This is a genomic window from Chryseobacterium bernardetii (genome assembly GCF_003815975.1).
GTDB classification, from domain to species: domain Bacteria; phylum Bacteroidota; class Bacteroidia; order Flavobacteriales; family Weeksellaceae; genus Chryseobacterium; species Chryseobacterium bernardetii.
The window spans coordinates 4,770,431-4,795,959 of the sequence record NZ_CP033932.1 but is presented as its reverse complement, the minus strand read 5'-3'; the positions used below and the strand labels follow the sequence as shown (position 1 = coordinate 4,795,959).

Below are 25,529 nucleotides of genomic sequence, written 5' to 3'. Positions count from 1 at the left end.
TAGAGAATAAGTAAATAAATTATACCATGTTTTTGCCATTTTCGAATTGTTTAAAATACAAAATATTTAAAATAATGGAAAAAACATCGTTAGAAAAAGAAAATTCTCCTTCAAATACTGATTTTTTATCTCTTAATCCCTCTACTTTGGAGGTGATTGGTAAAGTTGAAAATACTTCCCCAGAAGAAATAGATGCTGTGATTGAAAAAGCAAAAAAAGCCCAAAAATTGTGGGCAGCAAAGCCAGATTCAGAAAGGAAGGAAGTTTTATTACAAGTAGCAGAAGCCTTACAGAGTAATTCAAAATACTTGGCAGAATGGATTACCAAAGAACAGGGTAAGCCACTCAATGGACCAGGGGCAAATTTTGAAATGCAGGCGTGTGTAGGCTGGACACAGGTGCCGGCGTCTCTGGATCTGCCTGAAGAAATTGTTTTTGAAGATGAAACCCGGAAAGATATCCTCTACAGAACTCCAATTGGAGTAGTTGCCGCCATTGCCCCCTGGAACTGGCCGTTAATGATCGCTATCTGGCAGATTATTCCTTCTTTAAGAATGGGAAATGCTGTAGTTATAAAACCTTCGGAATATACAACATATTGCAGCCTGGAAATGATTAAAGTAATTAACCGTGTACTTCCCGAAGGAATTTTACAGGTAGTAACAGGAAGAGGTGAGGTAGGTTCCTATCTTACAGGTCATCCGGAAATCGGGAAGATTATGTTTACGGGTTCTATTGCAACCGGGAAGAAGGTTATTGAAGCCTCTGCAGGTAACATGGCGCGTCTTACGTTGGAATGTGGCGGTAATGATGCCGGTATTATTTTACCCGGATTTGATGTAGCCAAACATATCGAAAATATTTTCTGGGGAGCTTTCCTGAATATGGGCCAAACCTGTGCCTGCTTAAAAAGATTATATGTACACGAAGATGATTATGAAAAGCTCATTGAGGTGTTGTCAGACTATTCTGCCAATATTCCAATGGGAAACGGAGCAGATGAAAATGTTGTCCTGGGGCCTGTACAAAATAAAATGCAGTACGATAAAATCCAGGATCTTATTCATGATGCAGAAAATACGGGGGCAGATTTTCTATTTAAAGGGCAAAAACCAGATCTGGAAGGCTATTTTATTCCTGTGACCCTTATTGGAAACGTTGATAATGGCGATAGAATTGTTGACGAAGAGCAGTTCGGGCCTGTTTTGCCTATCATTAAATATAAAACACTGGAAGAAGCCATCAGTAAAGCTAACGACTCAGAAAATGGGCTGGGAGCATCAGTCTGGAGTGATGATGTTGATCAGGCTCAGAAAGTAGCGGCCCAAATGGAAGCAGGAACAGTCTGGATCAATCAGCATGGAGCTATTCATCCGTTTGTCCCTTTCGGGGGAGCAAAACAGTCCGGTTATGGCCTAGAATTCGGAATAGAGGGGTTAAAAGCCGTAACTATTCCTAAAGTAATCAGCATTAAAAAGTAACATCTTAAATTAAAACTCATGACATACGATTTTATAGTTATTGGATCAGGTTCAGCAGGAGCTGTTATCGCTAACAGATTAAGTGAAAATGAAAATATAAATGTACTCCTGTTGGAGGCAGGTCCGGATGATAAAGTGAACGAAGTACAGGAACAGGCCGGCTGGCCTGCCATCTGGAATACGGAAAGAGACTGGGCCTACCACACCGTTGCCCAGGAAAATGCCGGCGGAAATACACGGTATTGGCCTCGCGGAAAAACATTAGGGGGTTCAAGCTCCATCAATGGAATGATCTATATCAGGGGGCACCAGCAGGATTATGACCATTGGGCTTACAACGGATGTGTAGGCTGGGACTGGGAAAGTGTGTTGCCTTACTTTAAAAAATCAGAAACTCATGAAGATGGGGAAGATAGTATTCATGGTGGTGAAGGTCCTCTTTTTGTAAGCCGTATCAAACGCCCGAATGCCATTTCAATAAGCGCTATTGAAGCCTGTAAAGAATTAGGCTATCCTACGACAGATGATTTTAATAAAGACATCTGGGGAGCAGGACTGAATCATCTCAGTGTAGGAAAAGACGGTAAAAGATGTTCTACTGCCAAGGCATTTTTAGACCCGGTTTCATCACGGGCCAATTTGCATATTGAAACTGATGCATTGGCTCAAAAACTTCTTTTGAAGGTGACCAATGTGTAGGTGTTCAGTATAGAAAGAATGGAAAATTACTGGAAGCCAGGGCAGAAAAAGAAGTGATAGTTTCCTGCGGTACTGTTGAATCTGCCAAGCTGCTGATGCTTTCAGGGATCGGAGATAAAGAAGAGCTGGAAGCAGTGGGAATTTCAGTAATAAAAGATCTGAAAGGAGTAGGGAAAAATCTTCAGGATCATCTTTTAACGAGTGTGATTTTTAAAGCGAAAAAAGAAATTCCTGCTCCCGAAGCCAATTTACTTGAAGCCCAGCTTTTCTGGAAAAGTAAAGAAGAAATGGTTTTTCCCGATCTTCAGCCGTTATTTATGGGGCTTCCTTATTACAGCCCGGGGTTTACCGGTCCTGAAAATGCATTTACATTCTGTGCCGGATTTATTCGGCCTGCCAGCAAAGGATATATTAAATTAACATCTTCAGATCCGTCTTCGCCACTGGAGATTAATCCGAGGTACCTATCCGAAGAATCTGATTTGGAAGCGCTGTACAGATGTGTCGAAATCTGTCGTGAAATGGGCCGTACAGAAGCCATGAAAGAATGGAATGATGGAGAAATTTATCCCGGCGAAGGCAAAACAAAAGAAGAAGTAATAGATTATATAAAAAAATCATGTTCCACTTATCATCATATGACCGGAACCTGTAAAATGGGTATAGACAGCCTTGCTGTGGTTGATCCCAGGTTAAAAGTGTATGGAATAAAAGGTCTGCGTGTGGCTGATGCTTCCATTATGCCGGATGTAGTTTCAGGGAATACGAATGCGCCTACCATTATGATAGGAGAAAAAGCCGCAGATATGATTAAAGAAGATTATCACCTGAAAGAATCGGGAGTAGAAGGGAAATTATTGTTAGTTTAAATAGGAATTCTAAATCCGAAACAGTCATTTCATCAATTTTGAGATGGCTGTTTTCTTTTTCTCTTACCTTTGTTTAAAATAAAATTTATGACCTCGGAAAAAAAGAAACTTATCACTGACAGCTTCAACCGTTCAGAAACTCTGAAATTCTATAAAGCAGAGCTTCTGGAAGTAGAATCCGGTTTTGTGTCCATTAAGATTCCCAAAATGGAAATGATGACCAGAAAAGCAGGTATGTTTAACGGAGCAATGATTGCTTCTTTGGTGGATGTTTCTTCAGGATATGCAGCAGTGAGCCATTATCCGGAAGACTGCTATGTGGTGACGGTTGAATTAAAGGTAAACTATCTTCGTCCGGCTATGGGAGATGCTTTGGTTTCAAAATCCTATGTCATTAAAGGTGGTGCCAAAATAAGTGTTATCAGAACAGAAATTTATGTTCAGAGTGAAGGTTCAGATTCAGAAAGTCATGTGGCCACTTCATTGGTAACCATGATGAAAATAAAATAGCTTAATTTTTAAAAGATTTGAGTAAAATATTCCCTAAATAAAGGGATTAAAGAAATTTTCTACATTAAAATGGAATGGCTTTTGCTCCATACACCCCATAACTATTAAAAAATAACGAAATGAACTTAATTATCCGTTTGTTTGTCACTGCCATAGTGGCCTATCTTTTAACCAAAATTCTGCCGGGAGTACATTTTGAAGGGTTTTCATCGGCAATTATCTTTGCCCTTGTACTTGGTGTTTTAAACATATTTGTAAAGCCGATTTTAAGCCTTTTTGGGCTTCCGCTTACTATCCTGACCTTAGGATTCTTTGCATTGGTTATTAATGCAGGAATTATCCTTATTGCCGATTATTTCATAGACAGCATGGTGGTAGATGGTTTCTGGTGGGCTTTTATCTTCAGTATATTATTATCAATTGTGACTTCTCTGGCGAACTCAATGTTTTCGGATGGAGATTAATAAATGTAAAATACAATTAAAAAGTCCGTTGGTTGATTGACCAACGGACTTTTTGTTAAAGGATTTTGAAAGTGGATTACACAGATAGGTACATTTTTCTATTTGTATTTTTTCCACTTTACAATGGCTGATATTGAACCTCCATTGGTGGTATTGGTTACCCTGTAGGTTAATGTATCATGATCAAGTAAATAAGACCTGATTTGTTGTGTCCCTTCCCAATTGGGATAAAAAGCATGTTTAATATTAAATGTAATTTTCTTTTTATCTTGATCAAGGATGTAGGTTCCAAAGTGAGAGTTATTTCCCTGAACCAATGCTTTATACTCTTCAGGAGTGGCTTTATCTTTATCATTTGCCACAATTTTAGGACGGTTGGCTTTTAATATTTGAATGGCATAGTTTGTATCTGTAAAAATAAGGTTTCCCACAGGGTGATCTCCATAAGGTTTGGTTTTGCTGCCTGCCTCATTGATATTTTCTACCAAAACGAGAGTCCAGACTCCAATAAGCTGATTCTGTATCTGTATTGTTGGTTTCTGTCCGTAAGTAACAGAAAAAAACAGGATAAATAGTATGTAAATAAGATTTTTCATTTTTATTTTACCATGTTAAATGAAACGAATTAAATAGTATAACCTACTCTTACTATTTCTCCATTAATTGAAGTTTCAATACATTTTCTATAGGCTTTTTCCAGATCTTCATCAGTAATATCTGAAACCTTGGACGGGCTTACTATATTAAGTCTTATACCTCTTGGTAATTCTTGTGCAGCAGCAGTCACAAAACTATGTAAAGCTCCATTTATAAGTGCTTTTCCTGAGGATCCTTTTGTTGGAACTTCACCCATTTTTCCAGATATAAGGGTAAATGAGCCGTTGTCATTCAAAAAATGCATGCCTGAAAGCACAAGGTTAATTTGTGGCAACAGCTTTTGTTCAATACCCGCCCAATATTTCTTTTCATTCATCTCTGGCAGAGGAGCTGTAATGCTGTCTCCGGCCAGACAAATAACCGCATCGATATTCGATATTTTTTTATATAAATTTTCAATGGAGGATGCTATTGAAATATCAGCAATTAGATCTCCTATATTCCGTCCAACAGTAATGATCTCATGTTCACGTAAAGAGTGAGTGACAATTTTTCCAAGTGTGCCTGTCGCACCGATGATGATGATTTTCATTTGTAATACTTTTTTTGTTTTAGCAAATTTATACAGGAATAGATTGTTTTATCTTGTATATTATCACACTTATTTTGTATTTTTATGACATGAAACGAGCAGTTTTACACCAGCAGTATGAAATCGAGTTGAAGGAATTGAAAGAGTATAGTACATCTTCAAAACAAAATAGTTTCTTCGAATTGATTTATATTATAGAGGGAACGGGACTTCAATTTGTTAACAAGAACCATTTTCATTATAGAAAAGGAAATTTATTTTTATTAACACCTCAAGATTCTTATTCTTTTACTGTTGAGCAGCAGACTACATTCTTTTTTCTGAGGTTTAATGAATCCTATATAAGAGAAAAATCTGATAAAGATCCGGAAACAGCCACCCAGATAAAATATATTTTACAAAATGCAAGTCACAGACCAGGATGTATTTTAAAAAATAGAACAGATAAACCTTTGATTTTTTCAATGGTAAAAGCTATTCTTGATGAGCATGCAAAACAGCAGATTTATTATACCCGTATTTCAGAACAGATCGTTAATACAATCATTACCATTGTAGCGAGAAATATTGCTTTGAAGCTGCCTAAGAATATAAAGGAAAATACAGGCGAACCTATTCTTGAAATATTAAACTATATACAGCAAAACATATTTGAGCCTGATCATCTTAAGACAGAGCATTTAAGTCGTTATTTTAATATTTCCCCTAATTATTTAGGACGATATTTTAAAAGACAGACAGGCGAAACGTTGCAAAGCTATATTACGCATTATAAACTTAGATTGGTGGAAGTAAGATTATTGCATAGTGATATGCGAATGAATGAAATTGCTTATGAATTGAACTTTACAGATGAGAGTCACCTGAATCGTATTTTTAAAAAGTACAAGGGAATGAATCCTACTGAGTTTAAAAAAAATAATGAAAACCTACTATAAGAACTTAATGTTGAGAAATGAAGTGAATATAAAGTTTAATGTTAATTCTTTCGTTAATTTTATTTTAAATACTAACTTTGGCAATCTTTGAATTTAATGAAAGGATTTGATGAAATCAGTATGGTTTTACAGATCAGCTAAAATGAATGAACATATGAAACTTAAGTACAGCCTGCTGGCTCTGGCAGCTCCGCTTTTAATGAATGCACAACAAGTAATGACGCCTGAAATTCTTTGGACTTTGAAAAAAGTGGGAGTACAGGCAGTTTCACCAGATCAGGCATCCCTTATTTATAAAGTGGGACAGGTAGACCTGAAAACAGAAAAAACGAAAAACGAGAACTATTTCCTTAATGTTCTTAATCACCAGGCTTCTAAAATCGATTTCGGTAAGAAAGCACTGATCCAATGGGATAAGAACGGGATCTATGCTCAGGAAGGAGATAAAATCTATCTTTCAAAAGATGCCGGGAAAACATGGGCAGAATTCTATACTATTGGGGAAGCTGACAATATCGTTGTTTCTCCGGATGGAAAAAGAATTGCTTTCAGTAAGCAGGTATTGGTAGAAAAATTAATGGGGAAAGACAAATACAGCGATACTCCTAAAACTACCGCTCAGGTATACACTGACCTTAACCACAGACACTGGGATTACTTCAATGAAGGAAAATACAACCATGTATTTGTAGTGAATATTTCAGATAAAGTAGAAGCTGCTAAAGATCTGTTGGAAGGAAAAACATGGGATTCTCCCCAAAGACCTTTCGGTGGTGCTGAAGATTTTGTCTGGAGCCCGGATTCTGCACAGCTTTTATATGTTACTAAAGCGAAAAGTGGTAAAGAATACGCAACCAGTACCAATACAGACATTTTTGCTTATGATTTAGCTACAGGAACTACAAAGAACCTTACAGAATCAAACAAAGGATATGATATCAATCCGAAATTCAGCCCGGATGGAAAATCTCTGATCTGGCAAAGCATGGCCAGAGATGGTTATGAAGCAGATAAGAATGATGTAAAGATCATGGATTGGAAGTCTGGAAAAACCACAAACCTTACTGCAGGATGGGATGACAGCGTTTCAGGAGATGTGCTTTGGGGTGCAGATTCAAAAACAATCTATTTCACAGCGGCTTACAGAGGAACAAAACAACTGTTTTCTTTAGATGCAAAATCTGCAAAAGTACAGCAGATCACCAAAGGAGATTTTGATGTGAATGAAATTTTCACAGATAACAAAACTTCAGTATTAGTAGGAAGAACAGACGTAAACCATGCTACAGAGCTATTCTCTGTAAACCTTAAAAACGGAGAAATGAAGCAGGTTACCGAAGCCAATAAAGATATTTACGCTAAGTTGGCACAGGGAAAATCTGAACTTAAAATGGTAAAAACTTCGGATGGTAAAGAAATGGGCGTATGGTTCCACTATCCACCGAACTTTGATCCTAATAAAAAATATCCGACACTGGTATATTGCCAGGGCGGGCCACAATCTGCTTTGACTCAATATTTCAGCACCAGATGGAATTTTGCCCTGATGACTGCAAACGATTATATCGTAGTTGCTCCAAACAGAAGAGGTATGCCGGGCTGGGGAACAAAATGGAATGAAGACATTTCAAGAGACTGGGGAGGACAGCCAATGAGAGACTATCTTGCCACAACAGACTATGCGAAAACATTACCATATGTAGACGGTGACAGGGTAGCCGCAGTGGGGGCAAGTTACGGAGGATACAGCGTATTTATGTTGGCAGGAATCCATGAAAACAGATTCAAAACATTTATTGCCCATGACGGATTATTTGATATGAAATCATGGTATCTTACCACTGAAGAACTCTGGTTTGCAAACTGGGATATCGGTTCTCCATGGGAAAAGCCACAGCCAAAAGCATATACAGAGTTCAACCCAAGCAACTTTGTAGAAAAATGGAACAAGCCTATCATGATCGTTCAGGGAGGAATTGACTTCCGCGTACCTTACGAGCAGGGGCAGGAAGCTTTCCAGGCAGCAAAATTAAGAGGATTAAAATCTAAACTGGTTTATTTCCCGAACGAAAACCACTGGGTACTTCATCCGCAAAACGGATTGGTATGGCAGAGAGAATTCTTCGACTGGTTAAAAGAAACATTGTAAGATATTATATATCAATGGAAGCGGGCTTTTAGCCCGCTTTTTTATATTGTAATGGCTAATCCTGTTTTTTATTTATTGATATCTTAATAGTACAATAACCTGTGAAAATCTGTTTCATCTATGATTATTTCATATTCTCTAAACCAATCTGTATTCTGAAGTTAATGTCAATAGGAGCGGACTTTAGTTCCGCTTTACTTATAAAAAATAAATACCAATGGTTTTAGCCCAAACTTAAATAAGAACCTATTTTAAATCTGCGTAATCTGAATAATCTGCGAGAAATAAAATCAATATATTTGAATATGCAAAACCGTATTTCTTCTTTTCCACCGCTTATTGATGGCCAGTCTGAAATTTTAATTCTGGGTTCCATTCCTGGAGTCAAATCATTGCAAATGCAGCAATATTATGCCCATCCGCAAAACAAATTCTGGAAAATAATATTTGAACTGCTGAATGAAGAATTTACAGAAGACTATTCCCAGAGAATTGAAACCCTGAAAAAACATCATATTGCCCTTTGGGATGTTATTGATTCCTGTGAAAGAAAAGGAAGCCTGGATTCTGAGATCAGAAATGAAGAAGCCAATCAGATTGCAGAACTGCTGGAAGAACATCCGAACGTCAAAGCTATTTTCTGCAATGGTGGGAAGTCTTACAAAAACTTACAAAAGCTGCTGGGAAAAAATTATAAATTACCCATCTTTCAATTGCCCTCCACAAGTCCGCTTCATACAGTTTCCTTTGAAAAGAAGATGGAGGAGTTGAAGAGAATATTGGAATTTGTGGCTTGAGCTTTTTAAGTTTGAGAGTGGGAGAGTTTAGAGTTAGTGCTGAATAAACGTATAGATTCCTACGGATGATCTGTGTTAAAAAGCAAATTATTTAACAAAAATCTTCTCTATATTTTTCTTTATTCTTTCCGATAGCAAATGCTTGTTTTAAGAGTTTATTGGCAAGAGCTATCTTTGCCACTCTTTCTGCTTTTCCTTTTGTGATAAGTCTTTCATACATTTCTTTACATTTTTTATTCCAGCGTTTGGCTGACCAGCTGCATAGATACAATAGCTTTCTGATCTGAGATTTACCCATCTTACAAATACTTGAGCGTCCTCTCACACTGCTTCCGCTTTCATAAATCCGAGGACTGAATCCTACAAAAGCAATGAGTTGCTTATGATGTTCGAACTTTTTAAAATTATCTGTAATCACAATGAGCATAATAGCTGTTTTTATTCCGATTCCGGGAATACTGGTAAGACATTCAATGGTTTGTTCAAATTCTTCCAAGGCCAGCCTTTCTATCTCCGATTCCAATATTTCTTTTCCTAGTCGAAGTTGTTCTATGGAATTGTTCATTTCTATTTCTAACTTTTCATCCAGAAAACCACTGCTTCTGAAAGCTTCTAACTGATTATAAGTCTGACTGGTTTGTTTCTGAATCATTTGGATTCTTGTATGCATTTGACGAATTCTGATGCACGTTTTACTCTCAGGATTCCACAAACTTAGCTCATCCAAATTCTTTTTGCCATATTCAGCAATAACCTTCGAATCTGCTTTATCCGTTTTGGCTCGTTTGAGTCTTGATTGAGCATAACGTTTGATGGAAAGAGGATTTTCTATCACTACATTAATCCCCTGTGAATAAAGATATTCTGCTAAAGGAAGATAATAAGTACCTGAAGCTTCCATCACTACTATATCTTCTTTTTCAATGAAGGTTATCAGTTTTTCAAAACCTAATAATTTATTGCTTAAGACCTTATGCTTCCAAAGATTCCCTTCCAAAAAGCTTACATCAAAAACTTGCTTACTAATGTCAATTCCTATAATTTTACCCATACCTATAATTTTACAGGAAAAGAGAATACTACTATTACCTATCTATCCTAAATACAGGCTTGTTACCTAATGATCTGTTCAGGTTTGGTAGTAAAAGAGTAAAGGGATTAGCATTCCGAACGGTCTGTGAGACTAATGACAATTGATAACCTTATTCTTTACTCTCTTTTCCTTTTTGTTTGTTAAATCTAATATTTTGCAAACATAGGATGACAAACAGAGCATGCGTACACATTGTCATTCCGCAGGAATCTAAATATAGTATGCAATCTTAATGAAAAAGATAGGGCTAAAAATCTTCACTCCCTAAATATTCCCTTAATCCTTTTAGTAATTCAAGCTGGTTTCTTGTCCTGTCCAGATTGTGTTCCGGATGCGTGATAGAGTAGTAGGTGCTTCCGTTAAGGTAATCGGTTAAAAAACGGATCTCCTGAATATAAATGGCGACTTGTGCCGCATAATCAAGACGGTCATATTCTTTTGGGGTTAATTTTTCTTTGAGATGAAACAGGAATCCTTTTTTTACAGCCTCATACATTTCAGCATTGAAATTGTTTTTGGCGCTACCGTCATCTTCATTGGTCGTATTGGTATAGGACTGAACCATTGTTCCGAAATCATATAAAATAGTGGAAACCATCATGGTATCCAGATCAATAACAGCTAATGAATTATGATGCTGATCGAACAGGATATTGCTTATCTTCACATCCGCATGGATGATTCTTTTCGGGATTTGCTCCTTTTTCTCCATTTCTATCCATTCATCAGGTAAAGAAAGAAACTGATTGGTAATCTCTATTTCGGCCTTAGCCTTTTCTCTTAAATGAGGAGCTGCATTTTTTAATGAATTCTTGTAATCTGTAATCCTTTTTTCAAAATTGAGAAAACCTGGAATGGGATCTTCAATAGCAGGCAGGATTTCAGTATTGACGGTTTTGAGAAAATAACCAAAGGTTTTGGCTGCTTCAAAAGCTGTCTGTAAAGAGGGAACAGTAACAAAAGTAATACTGTTTTCTATAAAATTGAGCATGCGCCATGGTTCTCCGTCCGCATCTTTTACCAAAAGCTCATGGGTGAGAGAAGGAACGGGGTCTACAATTTGAAACTGATAATTATTTGACCTGAGAAGTTTATTAATCATGACATGATTGTTGATGATAATCTCCGGCTGTCTGAAAACATTATGATTGATCTTTTGCAGAATGAACTTTTCTTTGTTGTCTTTATCTTCCAGAAGATAAGTGGTATTGATCAGTCCGTCTGTGATGGGAGAAAGACTGTAATTTTCAGTACTGATGAACTGAGCGACAATATCTTTTATTCTTTCCATAAATCTGCCGGATATCTTTTATTCTGAATTTCTGAGGTCAGAAAATCTTTAATATTCTTTTTGTCATCAGCATATGTTACTCCCATCCATTGTGAAGGAGAAGCCTTTACCGTAACTTTCACTTTCTTTTCATCTATCATTCTCTGAATGGCATTGGGAATATAGAATTCCTGTTTGGAAGTTGGGTCAGACTCTATGAAATCATAGAAATAAGCTTCCAGATAACAGAAAATATGAGGATGGAAAATGAAAAAATTCATAGATACCAATGCGTCGGGATTTAGTTTAATATACTCACCGTTTTCTGCATAAACAATGGAGCCATTCAGCTTTTGAATGGATGTTTGCTCTTCAACACGGGTCAGGTTATTCTCAGGATCCAGAGTACATATACCTCTTGCTACTGTCCCGTGGCCACTTAATGTTGTACTTACGGGATAAGCAATCATACCCAGTTGAGAGTCGGAAATATGGTGGTGATTAATTTCATCGGCAGCAAGCAGATAGGCTTCTTTTCCATAAAAATCGTCTGCATTGATCATAACGAAGGGTTCCTGTATCACATATTTGGCACATAAAACCGCATGCGCTGTTCCCCATGGTTTTTCCCGCTCAGGATAATCGAAACCCTGGAGAGGAATACTGTTCATTTCCTGATATATCCAGTGAAGCTCAAAGCCCTTTTCTTCGGAGATTAAATTCAGTCTTTCAATATAGCTCTGAGGAATCAGTTTATTGACGATAATAACCACTTTGGAAAAGCCGGCCTCTAAAGCATCATAGATAGAATACTCCAGAATAGGAGAACCATTATCAAGTATTCCATCCACTTGCTTAAGACCTTTGTACCGGCTGCCTAATCCACCTGCCAGTATGAGTAATGTTTTCTTAGAATTCATCAGTCATTCCAAATACAGGTTTGCGGGTTTTCCATTTACCGTTGGTGAAATCAGGAATTTCAACTACCTGACCTCCTTTGGCAATAGACTCTTCACTCAGTGGAGTAATTGAATACCATAAGGCCAGATCATAAACATCCATTGGGAATTCTATATTGCGTTTGATACATTCAATAAAGGTATTCATCACAAAAAAGTCCATTCCGCCATGTCCTGCCCCGGCAGCAGTGTTTTCAAACTTCTTCCACATCGGGTGGTCATGCTCTTTCATCCACTTTTCCGTATTGTCCCAGCGATGGGTGTGATTCATTGCTTTTTCAAAATAAATGTGGCCCTGGTTGAATTCTCCCCAGCCGAAGTCCTGCCATAATCCCTCTGTTCCCTGTACGCGGAACCCAAGATCATAAGGTCTCTGTAAGCTGGTGTCATGAGTTAAAAGGATGGTTTCTCCGTTTTCACAGGCAATCTGTGTGGTTACAATATCCCCCTGATTGAATTTTACTTTAGCATTCGGGTGGCTTTCTCCCCCTTTGGCATGCTCTGTAATGTATTTATGTAATCCTACTGATTTGGATGAGAATGATGAAAGCCTTGTTAAACGGTTTCCACGATTGATATCCATCATCATGGCAATGGGGCCTAATCCGTGGGTAGGATAAAGCTCTCCATTACGTTTTACATAATGTTCCGTTCTCCACTTAGCCTCACTGAACCCTTTTTCACCAAATTCAGCTCCTGAATTGTAGGGCGTAACTCCATCATTGAAAAGTACTCCTCTTAAATCGTGCTGATAACCGCCTCTTCCATGCACCAATTCTCCAAACATACCCTTACGGACCATGTTCAGAATAGCCATAACATCTCTTCGGTAGCATACATTTTCCATCATGAAAATTGGAACCTTCGTTTCTTCATATACTTTCACAAATTCCCAGCATTCCTGAAGCTTGATAGCTCCGGAAACTTCCATTCCCACAATTTTTTTAGCACGCATAGCTTCTACACCCTGGGTAAGATGCCATTCCCATGGAGTTGCAATCACCACAGCATCTATTGTTTTTAATTTTAAAAGATTCCGGTAATCATATTCACCGTTGGAGAACTCCTGAGCTGCTGATTTATTGTTGTCTTTGAGTATTTTTTGAGAAGCGGCAAGCATCCTTTTATCCGGATCAGCAAATGCTACAATCTCTACATCATTACGTTTAGCCAATAGCTTCACATGTTGCTGACCGCGAAGCCCTACACCAATAAAGCCCACACGGACTTTCTTATCTGTTTTAAAATCATTTGAATAAGCAAATAAGGAATTGGGTAAAACCAATGCACCAAAACTTGCCAGAGCCGCTGTTTTGATAAAATTCCTACGGGAAGTACTATTGTCCATTAATTTTTTTCCTAAATATATTAAAACTTTTGTAAACAGCGATGGGGCGGGAGTTGTGGAGTTGCTGGATGGTTCATGATCTAATGTTTAATATTAGAATGTTTATCCTTTGATAACGATTAAAAATCGCCAAGGAACATAAAACTGACTACTTTACTATCATTTATCAATCATTTCCATATCTAAGGACCGTGCTTCAATAAAAAAGCTGCTCCGGGATTCCAAAGCAGCATTTCCATATTACCTTTTTTAACTATTTCTCCATATAATAGACCTCTTCATATGGCTGGATAAGTACCCATCCGTGGCCTGAAAATTTCATCTGGAATTCTTCACCACTTCCTCTTCCGATAAGGCTTTTAAAAGACACATTTGTCTTCAGTTCAGGGCTTAGGTTTCCGGACCAGGCAACCGTAGCATTAGGGTCTGTAAAAACCGGAGTATCCGGAGTTACAAGCAAAGTTAAAGGATCACCATGGGTTGTAATCGCGATATGGCCGGTTCCGGAAAGTTTTACCTGGAAAAGACCTCCGGACATCATCCCTGCAATACTTTTCAGCATAGTAATATCACTTTTTACACTTTGTTCGTGAGCCAGCACATCATTTCCATTCACACATACCGATTCGTTATTCAGGTAAAGGATACGAACTTTTTTGCCAGAGTCTGCCACATACAGTTTTCCGGTTCCTTCAGCCTTCATAAGCTTGCTCCCCTCACCGCTGATGGCTTTTTTCAGAAGATTTCCAAGGCCGCCTGCCAGCATTCCCTGCCTTTCAAAATTGATATTTCCCACATAGCTTACCATGCTTCCTCTTTTTGTCCAAACTGCCTGATTGTTAAGATTAATTTCTAAAAGGTGCTTGGTTTCCAGCTCAAAATAATCCCTCTGTTGCGGATTCTCTTTGGTTTCGTTGATAAATGCTTCTATCGAATATTTACTCATAATGGTATTTTTTTAATTTGTTGTTTTTCTATCGTTAGTGTTTTAGTTTGTCGAGTTTATACTCCCTTTTGTTACTTTTAGGATTCAGTTCCACAAATTCATATTCTTCAAAGTGGGCAAGCTGAGCTTTAAATATTTCAGCTGCTTTTTCTACCGGCGAGTTCTTGGGATAATGAAAGCCTTCGAACTCAGCATTGAAGATGTGTGCTTTGAAATCATGGGAAAACTCATTATCACCGGAGTAGGTTAACGCTATTTTACCGGTCCATGTAATGTCATATTGATGATTGTCTTGTTTTGTAAAACGGATTTGATGGTCTGTACAGCTGTCGTGTCCCAGGAGATAAATACTGAAAGCAAGGTCGTCGTCATCAAAATGTTGATCGGAAGGAAGGTCATGGCTAAAAAGAATATTTTGAACAACAGCATCAAAATCCAGTTTTTCTCCTGGTTTGTTAATTCTGATTCCTCCCTGTTCTCCCCAATATTTGGATGATAGAATACAGGCATGATAGTTTCCCCACACTATTTTGGAGTCCCAATCAGACAGGCCTTCGGCTTCCTCTTCTTCGTTTTCATCATCATTGGCGTAATAATTTTCAGTTTTTAAATGAAAATCAAAATAAATAGATCCATACTCATCAATTCGCCCGCTCCAGCTGAATTCTTCAATGTTATGCCCGTTAGGATACGGATTATCAGTAAAGTATATTTTACTTATAGATTCCATGTTACAATTCAATTTTTCAAAAATACTCTTTTTTAAGCTTTAAAAATCCCCGTAAAATCCCGGTTTTATATCTGATTGAAAATAATACTTGACAAAGGGGTGTTCTATGTCGTATATTTGCACTCCGAAAATTACACCTTGTAATTTCGATAATTTTTAAACCGTAATTTAAAAAATGAAAACATCAGATTTTAATTTTGATCTTCCTGCGGAATTATTGGCAGAACACCCATCAGAGCACAGAGACGAAGCCAGATTAATGGTACTTGATAGAAAAACAGAAACTATCGAGCATAAATTATTCAAAGATGTAGTGGATTATTTTGATGAGGATGATTTGTTTATCTTCAACAACACTAAAGTTTTCCCTGCACGTCTTTATGGAAACAAAGAGAAAACAGGTGCTAAAATTGAAGTTTTCCTTTTAAGAGAGCTTGATAAGGAAACAAGAGTTTGGGACGTTTTGGTAGACCCTGCAAGAAAAATCAGAATTGGTAACAAATTATTTTTTACTGAAGATGAGTCTTTGGTAGCTGAGGTTATTGATAATACAACTTCAAGAGGAAGAACATTAAGATTCTTATTTGACGGTTCTTACGAAGAATTCAGAGCAAAACTTAAGGAATTAGGAGAGACTCCGCTTCCAAAATATATCAAAAGAGCAGTAGAGCCGGAAGATGCAGAAAGATACCAGACTATCTACGCTAAAGTAGAAGGAGCGGTAGCTGCACCTACAGCGGGACTTCACTTCTCTAAGCATTTGATGAAGAGATTAGAGATCAAAGGGATCAATTTTGCTGAGGTTACCCTTCACGTAGGATTAGGAACTTTTAACCCTATTGAGGTAGAAGATCTTTCTAAGCATAAAATGGAATCTGAAGAGATTATCATTGATGAGAAAAATGCTGCCATTATCAATAAAGCAGTAGAATCTCACAGAAGAGTTTGTGCCGTAGGAACTACAACAATGAGAGCATTGGAAACTTCTGTTTCTTCAAACAAAAAAATCTCTGCTTTTAACGGTTGGACAAATAAATTCATTTATCCTCCTCACGATTTCGGAGTTGCTAACTCTATGATTACAAACTTCCATACGCCAAAGTCTACTCTCATCATGATGATTGCTGCATTTGCAGGAAGAGACTTCGTAATGCATGCTTATGAAGAAGCCGTAAAAGAAAAGTATAAATTCTATTCTTACGGAGATGCAATGTTAATTCTATAAAAAAAGTAAAAAGAGCCAAGTTAAAAGTAATACAAATAGAGTGAGACAAAATAATTTACTTATCAGAACTTTACATTTGGAGTTAATTGTCTTAAGTTTTTAAGAACACTCCCCAATGATTCTGAAAGTAAATTAATAAGATTCCAGCTTGGAAAATCAGCTACTTCAATAGGCTGATTATGAAGAATCTCAAGCCGGATCTTCAAAAGCTGACTTTAAAAAAAAGTGAAAATTGCTTTAAGAGAAGCAAGAGAAAGTCATTTTTGGCTTCGGGTTTTAGAAGAACTGGATGGTTATGATTCTGAAGAATTTAAAGCTTTATGACTGAAAGTAACGAGTTGAAAAACATTTTGGCTGCAATAGTTAACAATACTAAACTTTAAACCTTTTACTTTTAACTTGGCTCTTTAATATTATGAAAGATATCCGTACATTATCATTAGACCAGCTTAAAGACTACTTCGTATCTTTAGGAGAAAAGCCGTTTCGTGCGAAACAGGTCTATGACTGGCTATGGAGTAAAAACCTCCATTCGATTGATGAAATGACGAATCTTTCGAAAACTCTTCGTGAAAAAATTTCCGAAGAATATACCATTAATCCCGTTTCTGTAGACCTGCTTCAGAAAAGTACTGATGGAACCATCAAAAACGGAGTGAAACTTCACGATGGATTATTGGTAGAGTCTGTTCTTATTCCAACAGAAACAAGAACAACAGCCTGTGTATCTTCACAGGTAGGCTGCTCATTGAACTGCGAATTCTGTGCTACCGCAAAACTGAAAAGGATGAGAAACCTTGAAGTGGCAGAAATTGTGGACCAGGTTGCTTTAATTGACAGCCAAAGCAGAATGTATTTTGACAGACCACTTTCCAATATTGTATTCATGGGAATGGGGGAGCCAATGATGAACTACAAAAATGTAGTGGAAGCTATCAGGAAAATTACTCAGCCGGAAGGATTGGGAATGTCTCCAAGAAGGATTACGGTGTCTACATCGGGAATTCCAAAAATGATCAAAATGCTTGCTGATGATGAATTACGTGTTAAACTAGCATTGTCTCTTCACTCAGCCATTGAAGTAAAACGTAATGAAATTATGCCTTTCTCAGATAAATTCCCGTTAACGGATATTATGGAGGCACTTCAGTACTGGTATCAGAAAACAGGTTCAGTAATCACTTTCGAATATTGTGTATGGAAAGGAATTAATGATGGTGATGAAGATATCAAAGCTTTAATCAAATACTGTAAGCAGGTTCCTTCAAAAGTGAACCTTATTCAATACAACCCGATCGGGGATGGAAAATATGACCAATGTAACAAACAGGCTGAAGAAAACTATATCCGTCAGCTTGAAAATGCAGGAATTACTGTAATGGTAAGAAGAAGTCGTGGAGGCGATATTGATGCAGCTTGCGGACAGTTAGCCAACAAAACAGCTGATTAAAATTTCCTTAAAAAAAACTTAAAATTCCCTTAAAGCATCGCTTAAAACCCTACCTTTGCACAAAATTATTTTGTGATGATGGATTTTCTTATGAGCGAGGACGGGCTTGAACATGTATATGCCTGGGCTGTTCCCTTGCATGCTACAGTTATTTTAGCTGAAATGATTTACAGCCACGTTTCAGAGGCGAAGTTATACAGTGGAAAAGATCTTGCTACAAATGTTTATCTTGCTTTGATGAACTTTGGTCTTGACCTGATCATGAAAGCATTTGCAATGGGGGTAATGTTTTTCTTTTACAACCATAGACTTTTTTCATGGGACCTTAGCATATGGTATTTAATTGCCTGCTTTATAATCACGGATTTTGCTTACTATGTTTTGCATTATGTGGATCACCGCTCCAGAGCATTCTGGGCTGTTCATATTACGCACCATAGCTCAGAATTCTTTAATCTTACAACAGGATTCAGGAGTCCGGTTTTACAGCCTCTTTACAGATATTTATACTTTTCACCATTAGCCTTTTTAGGATTTAATCCCTGGCATATTATGGTGGCATATGCTATTGGACAGGTATATGGAACTTGGGTGCACACCCAAACCGTAAAAAGTATGGGATTCTTGGAACATATTCTGGTAACTCCCTCTCACCACCGTGTTCACCATGCCTGCAACATTAAGTATCTGGATAAGAATATGGGAATGTGCCTTATTATCTGGGATAAAATATTTGGTACCTTTCAGAAAGAAGACCCGAATATTCCTGTAAAATATGGAATCTATCCTAAAATGCCCGACAACAGACCGGATACAGTACTTTTTTATGAATGGAGAAAAATTTGGAAAGATCTTAAGCAGCCAGGCCTAAAATTTACTGATAGAATCAACTATATTTTCAACTCACCAGGGTGGAGGCATGACGGAACTGGTAAGACGGTAAGACAATACCAAAAAGAATACTTTGCAAAACAGGCACAAAAAGAGCAGGCAAAGAATCAGGAGCGGCAAAAAACGGCTTAATTAACAAAAATAAAATCAATAAAAATCTCTATACAGAGAAGGGCGGGCTTTTAGCCCGTCTTTCTTGTTTTTGGCAGTTGATAAGGCATAACTATTTCTGTATATCGGTTCACAAAGGATTGTTTGTGGATTCCCAGCGTTATTTACTCATCAACCTCACCCTGGAACCGGTTATTTAAACTAAAAGTCCTATTTTTGCCTGATGAAAAGAATATTTCTGCTATTGGCTTTTCTTGCCTTTCAAACTGCATTTTCTCAACAGACAGATTTCCTGAAAATAAAAAAATACAGAGTGAGCCGTTTGGATGATAAAATCCAGGAAACCTCCGGACTGAATATTTTTAATGGAAAATTATATACTTTTAATGATAGCGGGAATGCTCCCGAATTATATGAGATCAATAAAACCTCAGGAGAAGTTTTGAAAACTTTAAAAGTAAATGCCAGAAATACAGATTGGGAAGCCTTAACGAATGACGGAAATAACTTTTACATCGGTGATTTCGGAAATAATGACGGAAGCAGAAGACACCTTACCATTTATAAAGTTCCTTTTCCGGGAGATAGTTTACAAAATAGTCTGATAAGAGAAATTAAATTTCATTATCCTGAGCAGACTGATTATAAATCCAGTTATTTTAATACGGATTATGATGCTGAGGCAATGGTATATGCCCATGGAAAATTACATCTTTTCACTAAAGAATGGGTGTCAAAATCAACAGTACATTATGTAATTGATCCTGAAAAGAATGAAAAGCAGGATGCTGTAAAAACAGAAACCTATAAAACCAGCTTCATGGTGACAGATGCAGCTTATTTTGATAAAAAGCTTTATCTGGTTGGCTATAGTAAGAAAACGGAAGTATTCATGGATGTTTTCACTGAGGCAGAGCCCGGAATCTTTTTTAATGAAAAACCTAAACATTATTACCTGGGAAGTTCTCTGTCAATAGGACAAATAGAAGGCATTGCAGTAGATGAAACAGGAATCTCTATTTCAGGTGAAAAGTTCAGATCTCCATTGGGAAGTACCAAACCTGCCCTTTATTTTATCCCTAAAGAGCAACTCAAAGATTAATTTTTCTCTTAAAATTGAGCGAAAAAAATTATCTTTGTGAGAATTAATAATTTTATTCACCCAGCATTCGCAGATTGTGGCAAATACAGTAGAAGAAATTAAACGACCGATCAATGATGAAATGAAGCTTTTTGAACAGAAGTTTTATGAATCAATGCAGAGTAAAGTCCCTTTATTAGATAAAGTAACCCGTTTTATTGTTACCACCAAAGGGAAACAGATGCGTCCTATGTTTGTATTTCTTTGTGCCAAACTGGTAGGAAATGTTACCGAAAAAACATATCGTGGAGCCTCCATGATTGAGCTGATTCACACTGCTACCTTAGTACATGATGATGTGGTGGATGAAAGTTTCAAACGCCGTAATTTTTTTTCCATTAATGCTCTGTGGAAGAATAAAATTGCTGTTTTGGTAGGAGATTACCTGTTATCAAAATCAGTATTGTTATCTACAGACCATAAAGATTACGATTTATTGGGAGTTATTTCAAGAACAATCCGTGAAATGTCTGAAGGTGAGCTTCTTCAGCTGGAGAAAGCCAGAAAACTGGATATTACAGAAGATGTTTATTATGAAATTATCCGTCAGAAAACAGCTACTCTGATTGCAGCCTGTTGTGAGATCGGGGTTCTTTCCAACAATGCAGATGAAGTTTTAGCCAAAAAAATGATGGATTTTGGGACCTTCACAGGAATGGCTTTTCAGATTAAGGATGACCTCTTTGATTATTTAAGCTCCAATGTGATCGGGAAACCTGTGGGAATTGATATTAAAGAACAGAAAATGACCCTGCCTTTGATCCATACCCTGAAAACGGCCAATGAAAAAGACAGAAAATACTATTTCGATACCATCAAACGTTACAATAACAATCCAAAACGCGTAAAAGAGCTCATAGAATTCGTTAAAAGTTCAGGTGGGCTGGAGTATGCTATTAAAGTAATGAAAGATTTCCAGCAAAAAGCAAAAGATATTCTGGATGAGTTCCCGGAGTCTGAAGCAAGAAAATCATTGCATATTATGCTGGATTATGTAATTGAAAGAAAATTCTGACATAAACACCCTTTTATCACTTCTGTTTTTTTTAGTTCTCTTATTTCCTCTAATCCCGCATGGATATTGGATCCTTATTATTGCAGCAAAAATAACCCTATCTTTCAATAATTCAATAAGTTGTGATTAGTATATTTTTTTACAGCAGTAAATTACTGTAAATTAATATTTTGCATCATTCAGATAAAACAATCGTTAATAATTCATTGATTTTCAATTTATTTTTTGTTTATTTGTTCTTACAAAAAAACAGAAAATAATGAAAAAATTCGAAACAATGCTGATAGCGTTCGCTATCAGTTCAAGCTTCCTTACGTACGCACAAGTGGGAATAGGTACTCAAAATCCCCAGACAACCTTTCATATTGATGGATCTAAAGACAATCCTGCTACGGGAACTCCTTCTACAGTCCAGCAGGATAATGATTTTAGTGTCACTTCCACTGCAAAGGTAGGGATAGGAACAATTTCGCCAACTGAAAAGCTGGATGTGGCATCTGGAAATGCCCGTATCCGTAATATTAATTCCAATATAGGTATTGGAGGAACGGACAGGGTGGTGGTAGCTGATGCTACTGGAGTACTTAAGACTATAGATTTTACTGCCTATTCGCTGTTTCACGCACGTTTAGCGGCTAACCAGAACATCAGTTCTTCTACAATTACCACTTTATTATTTGCTACGCCGTTAGCAACTTCTCCGTTTTACTCTTATAATACAGGAACTGGCGTGCTGACGTTTAATCAGGCGGGGAATTATCTGGTAACGTTACAGGCAAGTTTTACCAATATGCCTGCAGATACACAGCTGCTTATTGGCATTAGACCTGTACCGGATGCTAATTATCTGGGAAGGGGAAGCCATTATAATGCAGTTGCCTCTTCAGGAACAGTAGGGGAACTGATGAATTATACAACTGTAATTGTAGCTCCTACAGCAGGGTATCAGATCCGCTTTACAGCAGCTCCCAATCAGAATGCTACGATTATTGCAACAGAAACAGGATCTACAGGAAGTGGAAATGTTACCAATGTAACTGTTCAGAAGATATAATTCCATCTTTACAGTACAATTAAAAACAACAGAGTGTTTTGTATATGTTTTTCGGGAAACTGAAATTGTATACAGAACACTCTCTCTTTTTATTTAGAAATCTGATATTAGTTCAGTTAAAAAAGAAGAATTAAGATACTCTGAATTCCCGGATTTCGATGCCGGGACATCCTTATATATTATTCAGGATTATACAATTGAGCGAAAATTTTAAATTAAATTATTTTCAGAGTTACAATAATAACGGCCAGAACTATACAAAATAAAGCAATTAAAAATAAATAATCCGCAATGTTCTCATATGTGTATTCCCGCTTTTTATCTTCTGTTCTGATAGCCAGAAAGGAAAAGAAACAACTGCATGCAAAAAGGAGACAGGCAAGCCCTGCAAATTCATCCAAATACGTATTGTGACTGATCTTAGCGATTTTCAGAGAGGTGATAATAATCAATGAAAATCCCAAAAGATTGCTGGATGCATTCAGGATATGAGGTGACTTTTTTTCCATCTTTACAAATTTTTTCAAAATAAAGCACAATTTTTTTTATTATCAAATTTTTAAAAAAGATTATTAAAAATTAAAATTAATTTAAAAAGTGTATATTAGCAAAATACTTGAAGAACAAAAACTTTTTTACTTAGCTATGCAGACAACTTATATTGAAACACAGCAAATATCCTTTCAAGATTTTAAAAATCAGATACTTGAAGACTATAAATTAGGAAGGATTTCCCGTGAAATGTCTTATCTCGGAAGAAGAGAAGTACTTACCGGAAAAGCTAAATTCGGAATTTTTGGGGATGGTAAGGAACTTCCTCAGCTTGCAATGGCGAAGGTTTTCAGAAATGGAGACTTCCGTTCCGGATACTACAGAGATCAGACCTTTGCATTGGCAATTAATGCCTTAACGGTTGAAAGTTTTTTTGCTCAGATGTATGCTGATACAAGCGTGGAGAGAGAGCCGGCTTCAGCTGGAAGACAAATGAACGGGCACTTTGCAACAAGAAGTTTAAATGAAGACGGAAGCTGGAAAGATTTAACAGCACAGAAAAATATCTCTTCCGATATCTCTCCTACAGCAGGGCAGATGCCAAGATTATTAGGATTAGCTCAGGCTTCTACTATATATAAAAGTGTAAAGTTTGAAGGTTCTGAAAAGTTTTCAAGAGAAGGAAATGAAGTTGCTTTCGGAACTATTGGGGATGCCTCTACAGCAGAAGGTCATTTCTGGGAAACATTGAATGCTGCCTGTGCGCTTCAGGTTCCCATGATCGTTTCAATCTGGGATGACGGATACGGAATTTCTGTTCCTACTAAAAATCAGAGGGCAAAAGCGGACATCAGCGAAATGCTAAGCGGTTTCCAGAGAAAAGAAGGAGAGAAACAAGGCTGTGAGATCATTCAGGTAAGAGCTTGGGATTATCCTGCATTATTGGATGCTTACGCTAAAGCAGAACATTTTGCAAGAACAGAAAGCGTTCCTGTAGTAGTGCATGTAGTGGATGTTACTCAGCCTCAGGGGCATTCTACATCCGGATCGCACGAAAGATATAAAAACGAAACACGTTTAGCCTGGGAAGCTGAGTTTGACGGGTTAGTGAAATTCAAGGAATGGATCATCAATTATTCTATCGAAATTGACGGAAAAGAAGAAATAATTGCTACTGCTGAAGAATTGGATGCCATTGATGAAGAAGCTAAAAGAACAGCTAAAGCAGGGCAGAAAGCAGCATGGGATAATTACCAGACCGCTATTAAAGAACTGATACAGTCTATTGTTCCTTTAGTAGAAAACCTTAAAGGTCAGAATACTGAAGTAGAAGCAGCGCTTACCCATTTCAATAAGTTGGTTTCAAAAGCTAAGAAAGATGTATTCCACTTAGCAAGAAAAGCTTTATTGGCGACGAGAGGTACTAATTCTTCAGAAAGAAATCAGTTAATCCAGAAATACAATGAGGCAGCTGAAATTGAAAAAGACAACTATTCATCTCACTTATATTCCGAATCTGAATGGAAGGCTGAAAACATTAAAGAAATCAAGCCTATTTACTCAGACAGTTCTGAAGATGTAGACGGAAGAGTGGTGATCAGAAATAACTTTGATAAAATCTTTGAAAAATATCCTGAAACATTAATCTTTGGAGAAGATACCGGAAATATAGGTGACGTAAACCAGGGGTTAGAAGGAATGCAGGAGAAGTACGGAGCATTGCGTATTGCTGATACAGGAATTCGTGAAGCAACGATCCTTGGACAGGGAATTGGTATGGCGATGAGAGGTTTAAGACCAATTGCTGAAATTCAGTATTTAGATTATGTTCTTTATTGCTTACAGGGAATGAGCGATGATCTGGCAACTGTACATTACAGAACCAAAGGTGGTCAGAAAGCTCCATTAATCATCAGAACAAGAGGTCACAGATTAGAAGGGATCTGGCATTCAGGTTCTCCAATGGCAGGTATTCTTAACCTTTCAAAAGGAATCCTTGTATTGGTGCCAAGAAACCTTACGAAAGCTGCCGGTTTCTATAATACCATGCTTCAGGCTGATGAACCTGCCATTATTGTAGAATGCCTGAATGGATACAGATTAAAAGAGAAGCAGCCTGATAATTTAGGTGAATTTACTGTTCCTGTAGGTAAAATTGAAGTTACAAAAGAAGGAAAAGATGTTACTTTGGTAACTTATGGCTCTACATGGAGAATTGTAACAGAAGCTGCAAATGAGCTGGAAAAATTGGGTATTTCTGCAGAAGTTATTGATATCCAGTCATTAATTCCTTTCGATCTATCTCACGAAATTGCCGAAAGCGTTAAAAAAACAAACAGATTAGTAGTAATTGACGAAGATGTGGAAGGTGGAACAACAGGATTTATCCTACAGCAGATCCTGGAGAAGCAAAAAGCATTCAGATACCTGGATTCAGATCCATTAACGATCTCTGCTAACAATCACAGACCTGCGTATGCAAGTGATGGAGACTATTTCAGTAAACCGTCTGCAGACGATATGGTAGAAAAGATCTACGCTCTATTTAATGAAACCAATCCTCAGAAATATCCTGCGATATTCTAATTGGGATTAATAATAACAAAGCGGGCTTTCAGATTTCTGAAAGCCCGCTTTGTTTGTAGATAATTATTCAACTTTGTTTTTATAATTATAAAAATATGTGCATTTTTATACTGAAAATGCTA

General features: G+C 37.2%; 23 protein-coding genes and 1 pseudogene. 15 read left to right on the top strand and 9 right to left on the bottom strand.

The window, feature by feature from the left end; genetic code table 11:
* Nucleotides 1–74 precede the first annotated feature (74 nt).
* The 5 genes and pseudogenes from EG339_RS21835 to EG339_RS21820 all read left to right on the top strand — a co-directional run bounded on the left by EG339_RS21835 (nt 75) and on the right by EG339_RS21820 (nt 4,023).
* Nucleotides 75–1,481: an aldehyde dehydrogenase family protein gene (locus EG339_RS21835; RefSeq protein WP_123872105.1), complete on the top strand. Its 1,407-nt coding sequence runs from the start codon at nt 75–77 to the stop codon at nt 1,479–1,481.
* 18 nt (nt 1,482–1,499) lie between these two features.
* Nucleotides 1,500–2,314 (top strand): annotated as a pseudogene (locus tag EG339_RS24595) (GMC family oxidoreductase); the annotation flags it as partial.
* A 153-nt stretch (nt 2,315–2,467) separates the two neighbouring features.
* Nucleotides 2,468–3,049 carry a GMC family oxidoreductase gene (locus tag EG339_RS24590; protein WP_317126911.1) on the top strand — a complete coding sequence of 194 codons (582 nt, stop codon included), beginning with the start codon at nt 2,468–2,470 and terminating at the stop codon, nt 3,047–3,049.
* Between the two features lie 87 nt (nt 3,050–3,136).
* Nucleotides 3,137–3,559 carry a PaaI family thioesterase gene (locus EG339_RS21825; RefSeq protein ID WP_123872104.1) on the top strand — a complete coding sequence of 141 codons (423 nt, stop codon included), beginning with the start codon at nt 3,137–3,139 and terminating at the stop codon, nt 3,557–3,559.
* 119 nt (nt 3,560–3,678) lie between these two features.
* Complete coding sequence (locus EG339_RS21820; protein ID WP_123872102.1) at nt 3,679–4,023, top strand: phage holin family protein; 345 nt, start codon at nt 3,679–3,681, stop codon at nt 4,021–4,023.
* Between the two features lie 98 nt (nt 4,024–4,121).
* Here EG339_RS21820 and EG339_RS21815 read toward each other — a convergent pair whose 3' ends face one another.
* Both EG339_RS21815 and EG339_RS21810 read right to left on the bottom strand, forming a co-directional pair.
* Nucleotides 4,122–4,619: a lipocalin-like domain-containing protein gene (locus tag EG339_RS21815; protein ID WP_123872100.1), complete on the bottom strand. Its 498-nt coding sequence runs from the start codon at nt 4,617–4,619 to the stop codon at nt 4,122–4,124.
* Nucleotides 4,620–4,648: 29 nt separating this feature from the next.
* Entirely contained in the window at nt 4,649–5,212 is a 564-nt protein-coding gene (locus tag EG339_RS21810; RefSeq protein WP_123872098.1) for a short chain dehydrogenase, read from the bottom strand.
* Between the two features lie 89 nt (nt 5,213–5,301).
* On the opposite strand from EG339_RS21810, the gene EG339_RS21805 reads away from it, so the two are divergent.
* The 3 genes from EG339_RS21805 to EG339_RS21795 all read left to right on the top strand — a co-directional run bounded on the left by EG339_RS21805 (nt 5,302) and on the right by EG339_RS21795 (nt 9,096).
* Complete coding sequence (locus EG339_RS21805) at nt 5,302–6,150, top strand: AraC family transcriptional regulator (RefSeq protein WP_123872096.1); 849 nt, start codon at nt 5,302–5,304, stop codon at nt 6,148–6,150.
* Between the two features lie 154 nt (nt 6,151–6,304).
* Complete coding sequence (locus tag EG339_RS21800; protein ID WP_123872094.1) at nt 6,305–8,299, top strand: S9 family peptidase; 1,995 nt, start codon at nt 6,305–6,307, stop codon at nt 8,297–8,299.
* A 305-nt stretch (nt 8,300–8,604) separates the two neighbouring features.
* Nucleotides 8,605–9,096, top strand: coding sequence for a DNA-deoxyinosine glycosylase (locus EG339_RS21795; RefSeq protein ID WP_123872092.1), 492 nt, complete (start codon nt 8,605–8,607; stop codon nt 9,094–9,096).
* A 91-nt stretch (nt 9,097–9,187) separates the two neighbouring features.
* Here the strand turns inward: EG339_RS21795 and EG339_RS21790 are convergent, their stop codons facing one another.
* From EG339_RS21790 to EG339_RS21765, 6 genes are all read right to left on the bottom strand, one after another.
* Complete coding sequence (locus EG339_RS21790) at nt 9,188–10,147, bottom strand: IS110 family RNA-guided transposase (RefSeq protein ID WP_123871652.1); 960 nt, start codon at nt 10,145–10,147, stop codon at nt 9,188–9,190.
* Nucleotides 10,148–10,436: 289 nt separating this feature from the next.
* Nucleotides 10,437–11,480, bottom strand: a complete 1,044-nt coding sequence (locus EG339_RS21785; protein WP_123872090.1) for a phosphotransferase enzyme family protein — start codon at nt 11,478–11,480, stop codon at nt 10,437–10,439.
* Nucleotides 11,468–12,379, bottom strand: coding sequence for a sugar phosphate nucleotidyltransferase (locus EG339_RS21780; protein WP_123872088.1), 912 nt, complete (start codon nt 12,377–12,379; stop codon nt 11,468–11,470). Before EG339_RS21780 ends, EG339_RS21785 begins: the two co-directional genes overlap by 13 nt.
* Nucleotides 12,369–13,766, bottom strand: coding sequence for a Gfo/Idh/MocA family protein (locus EG339_RS21775; RefSeq protein ID WP_123872086.1), 1,398 nt, complete (start codon nt 13,764–13,766; stop codon nt 12,369–12,371). Before EG339_RS21775 ends, EG339_RS21780 begins: the two co-directional genes overlap by 11 nt.
* 253 nt (nt 13,767–14,019) lie before the next feature.
* On the bottom strand, nt 14,020–14,712 hold the full coding sequence (locus tag EG339_RS21770) for an AIM24 family protein (RefSeq protein WP_066696301.1): 693 nt from the start codon (nt 14,710–14,712) through the stop codon (nt 14,020–14,022).
* A gap of 34 nt (nt 14,713–14,746) precedes the next feature.
* Nucleotides 14,747–15,442, bottom strand: coding sequence for a hypothetical protein (locus EG339_RS21765; protein ID WP_123872084.1), 696 nt, complete (start codon nt 15,440–15,442; stop codon nt 14,747–14,749).
* Between the two features lie 175 nt (nt 15,443–15,617).
* Here EG339_RS21765 and queA point away from each other — a divergent pair, with 175 nt between their 5' ends.
* The 6 genes from queA to EG339_RS21730 all read left to right on the top strand — a co-directional run bounded on the left by queA (nt 15,618) and on the right by EG339_RS21730 (nt 22,329).
* Nucleotides 15,618–16,667: a tRNA preQ1(34) S-adenosylmethionine ribosyltransferase-isomerase QueA gene (queA, locus tag EG339_RS21760; protein ID WP_123872082.1), complete on the top strand. Its 1,050-nt coding sequence runs from the start codon at nt 15,618–15,620 to the stop codon at nt 16,665–16,667.
* Nucleotides 16,668–17,082: 415 nt separating this feature from the next.
* On the top strand, nt 17,083–18,117 hold the full coding sequence (rlmN, locus tag EG339_RS21750) for a dual-specificity RNA methyltransferase RlmN (RefSeq protein WP_123872080.1): 1,035 nt from the start codon (nt 17,083–17,085) through the stop codon (nt 18,115–18,117).
* Between the two features lie 75 nt (nt 18,118–18,192).
* Nucleotides 18,193–19,140 carry a sterol desaturase family protein gene (locus tag EG339_RS21745; protein ID WP_123872078.1) on the top strand — a complete coding sequence of 316 codons (948 nt, stop codon included), beginning with the start codon at nt 18,193–18,195 and terminating at the stop codon, nt 19,138–19,140.
* 202 nt (nt 19,141–19,342) lie between these two features.
* Entirely contained in the window at nt 19,343–20,221 is an 879-nt protein-coding gene (locus EG339_RS21740) for a hypothetical protein (protein WP_123872077.1), read from the top strand.
* Between the two features lie 76 nt (nt 20,222–20,297).
* Nucleotides 20,298–21,275 carry a polyprenyl synthetase family protein gene (locus tag EG339_RS21735; RefSeq protein ID WP_123872075.1) on the top strand — a complete coding sequence of 326 codons (978 nt, stop codon included), beginning with the start codon at nt 20,298–20,300 and terminating at the stop codon, nt 21,273–21,275.
* 259 nt (nt 21,276–21,534) lie between these two features.
* Complete coding sequence (locus tag EG339_RS21730; RefSeq protein WP_123872073.1) at nt 21,535–22,329, top strand: hypothetical protein; 795 nt, start codon at nt 21,535–21,537, stop codon at nt 22,327–22,329.
* A gap of 215 nt (nt 22,330–22,544) precedes the next feature.
* Here EG339_RS21730 and EG339_RS21725 read toward each other — a convergent pair whose 3' ends face one another.
* Complete coding sequence (locus EG339_RS21725; protein WP_123872071.1) at nt 22,545–22,838, bottom strand: hypothetical protein; 294 nt, start codon at nt 22,836–22,838, stop codon at nt 22,545–22,547.
* A gap of 136 nt (nt 22,839–22,974) precedes the next feature.
* On the opposite strand from EG339_RS21725, the gene EG339_RS21720 reads away from it, so the two are divergent.
* A complete protein-coding gene (locus EG339_RS21720; RefSeq protein WP_123872069.1) occupies nt 22,975–25,407 on the top strand; it encodes an alpha-ketoacid dehydrogenase subunit alpha/beta in 2,433 nt (810 codons plus the stop codon).
* Nucleotides 25,408–25,529: the final 122 nt, after the last annotated feature.

Bases quoted from the DNA above. Each gene is read 5' to 3' on its own strand.
- EG339_RS21835 (WP_123872105.1), top strand. From the start codon at position 75: ATGGAAAAAACATCGTTAGAAAAAGAAAATTCTCCTTCAAATACTGAT.
- EG339_RS24590 (WP_317126911.1), top strand. From the start codon at position 2,468: ATGGTTTTTCCCGATCTTCAGCCGTTATTTATGGGGCTTCCTTATTAC.
- EG339_RS21825 (WP_123872104.1), top strand. From the start codon at position 3,137: ATGACCTCGGAAAAAAAGAAACTTATCACTGACAGCTTCAACCGTTCA.
- EG339_RS21820 (WP_123872102.1), top strand. From the start codon at position 3,679: ATGAACTTAATTATCCGTTTGTTTGTCACTGCCATAGTGGCCTATCTT.
- EG339_RS21815 (WP_123872100.1), bottom strand. From the start codon at position 4,619: ATGAAAAATCTTATTTACATACTATTTATCCTGTTTTTTTCTGTTACT.
- EG339_RS21810 (WP_123872098.1), bottom strand. From the start codon at position 5,212: ATGAAAATCATCATCATCGGTGCGACAGGCACACTTGGAAAAATTGTC.
- EG339_RS21805 (WP_123872096.1), top strand. From the start codon at position 5,302: ATGAAACGAGCAGTTTTACACCAGCAGTATGAAATCGAGTTGAAGGAA.
- EG339_RS21800 (WP_123872094.1), top strand. From the start codon at position 6,305: ATGAAACTTAAGTACAGCCTGCTGGCTCTGGCAGCTCCGCTTTTAATG.
- EG339_RS21795 (WP_123872092.1), top strand. From the start codon at position 8,605: ATGCAAAACCGTATTTCTTCTTTTCCACCGCTTATTGATGGCCAGTCT.
- EG339_RS21790 (WP_123871652.1), bottom strand. From the start codon at position 10,147: ATGGGTAAAATTATAGGAATTGACATTAGTAAGCAAGTTTTTGATGTA.
- EG339_RS21785 (WP_123872090.1), bottom strand. From the start codon at position 11,480: ATGGAAAGAATAAAAGATATTGTCGCTCAGTTCATCAGTACTGAAAAT.
- EG339_RS21780 (WP_123872088.1), bottom strand. From the start codon at position 12,379: ATGAATTCTAAGAAAACATTACTCATACTGGCAGGTGGATTAGGCAGC.
- EG339_RS21775 (WP_123872086.1), bottom strand. From the start codon at position 13,766: ATGGACAATAGTACTTCCCGTAGGAATTTTATCAAAACAGCGGCTCTG.
- EG339_RS21770 (WP_066696301.1), bottom strand. From the start codon at position 14,712: ATGAGTAAATATTCGATAGAAGCATTTATCAACGAAACCAAAGAGAAT.
- EG339_RS21765 (WP_123872084.1), bottom strand. From the start codon at position 15,442: ATGGAATCTATAAGTAAAATATACTTTACTGATAATCCGTATCCTAAC.
- queA (WP_123872082.1), top strand. From the start codon at position 15,618: ATGAAAACATCAGATTTTAATTTTGATCTTCCTGCGGAATTATTGGCA.
- rlmN (WP_123872080.1), top strand. From the start codon at position 17,083: ATGAAAGATATCCGTACATTATCATTAGACCAGCTTAAAGACTACTTC.
- EG339_RS21745 (WP_123872078.1), top strand. From the start codon at position 18,193: ATGATGGATTTTCTTATGAGCGAGGACGGGCTTGAACATGTATATGCC.
- EG339_RS21740 (WP_123872077.1), top strand. From the start codon at position 19,343: ATGAAAAGAATATTTCTGCTATTGGCTTTTCTTGCCTTTCAAACTGCA.
- EG339_RS21730 (WP_123872073.1), top strand. From the start codon at position 21,535: ATGAAAAAATTCGAAACAATGCTGATAGCGTTCGCTATCAGTTCAAGC.
- EG339_RS21725 (WP_123872071.1), bottom strand. From the start codon at position 22,838: ATGGAAAAAAAGTCACCTCATATCCTGAATGCATCCAGCAATCTTTTG.
- EG339_RS21720 (WP_123872069.1), top strand. From the start codon at position 22,975: ATGCAGACAACTTATATTGAAACACAGCAAATATCCTTTCAAGATTTT.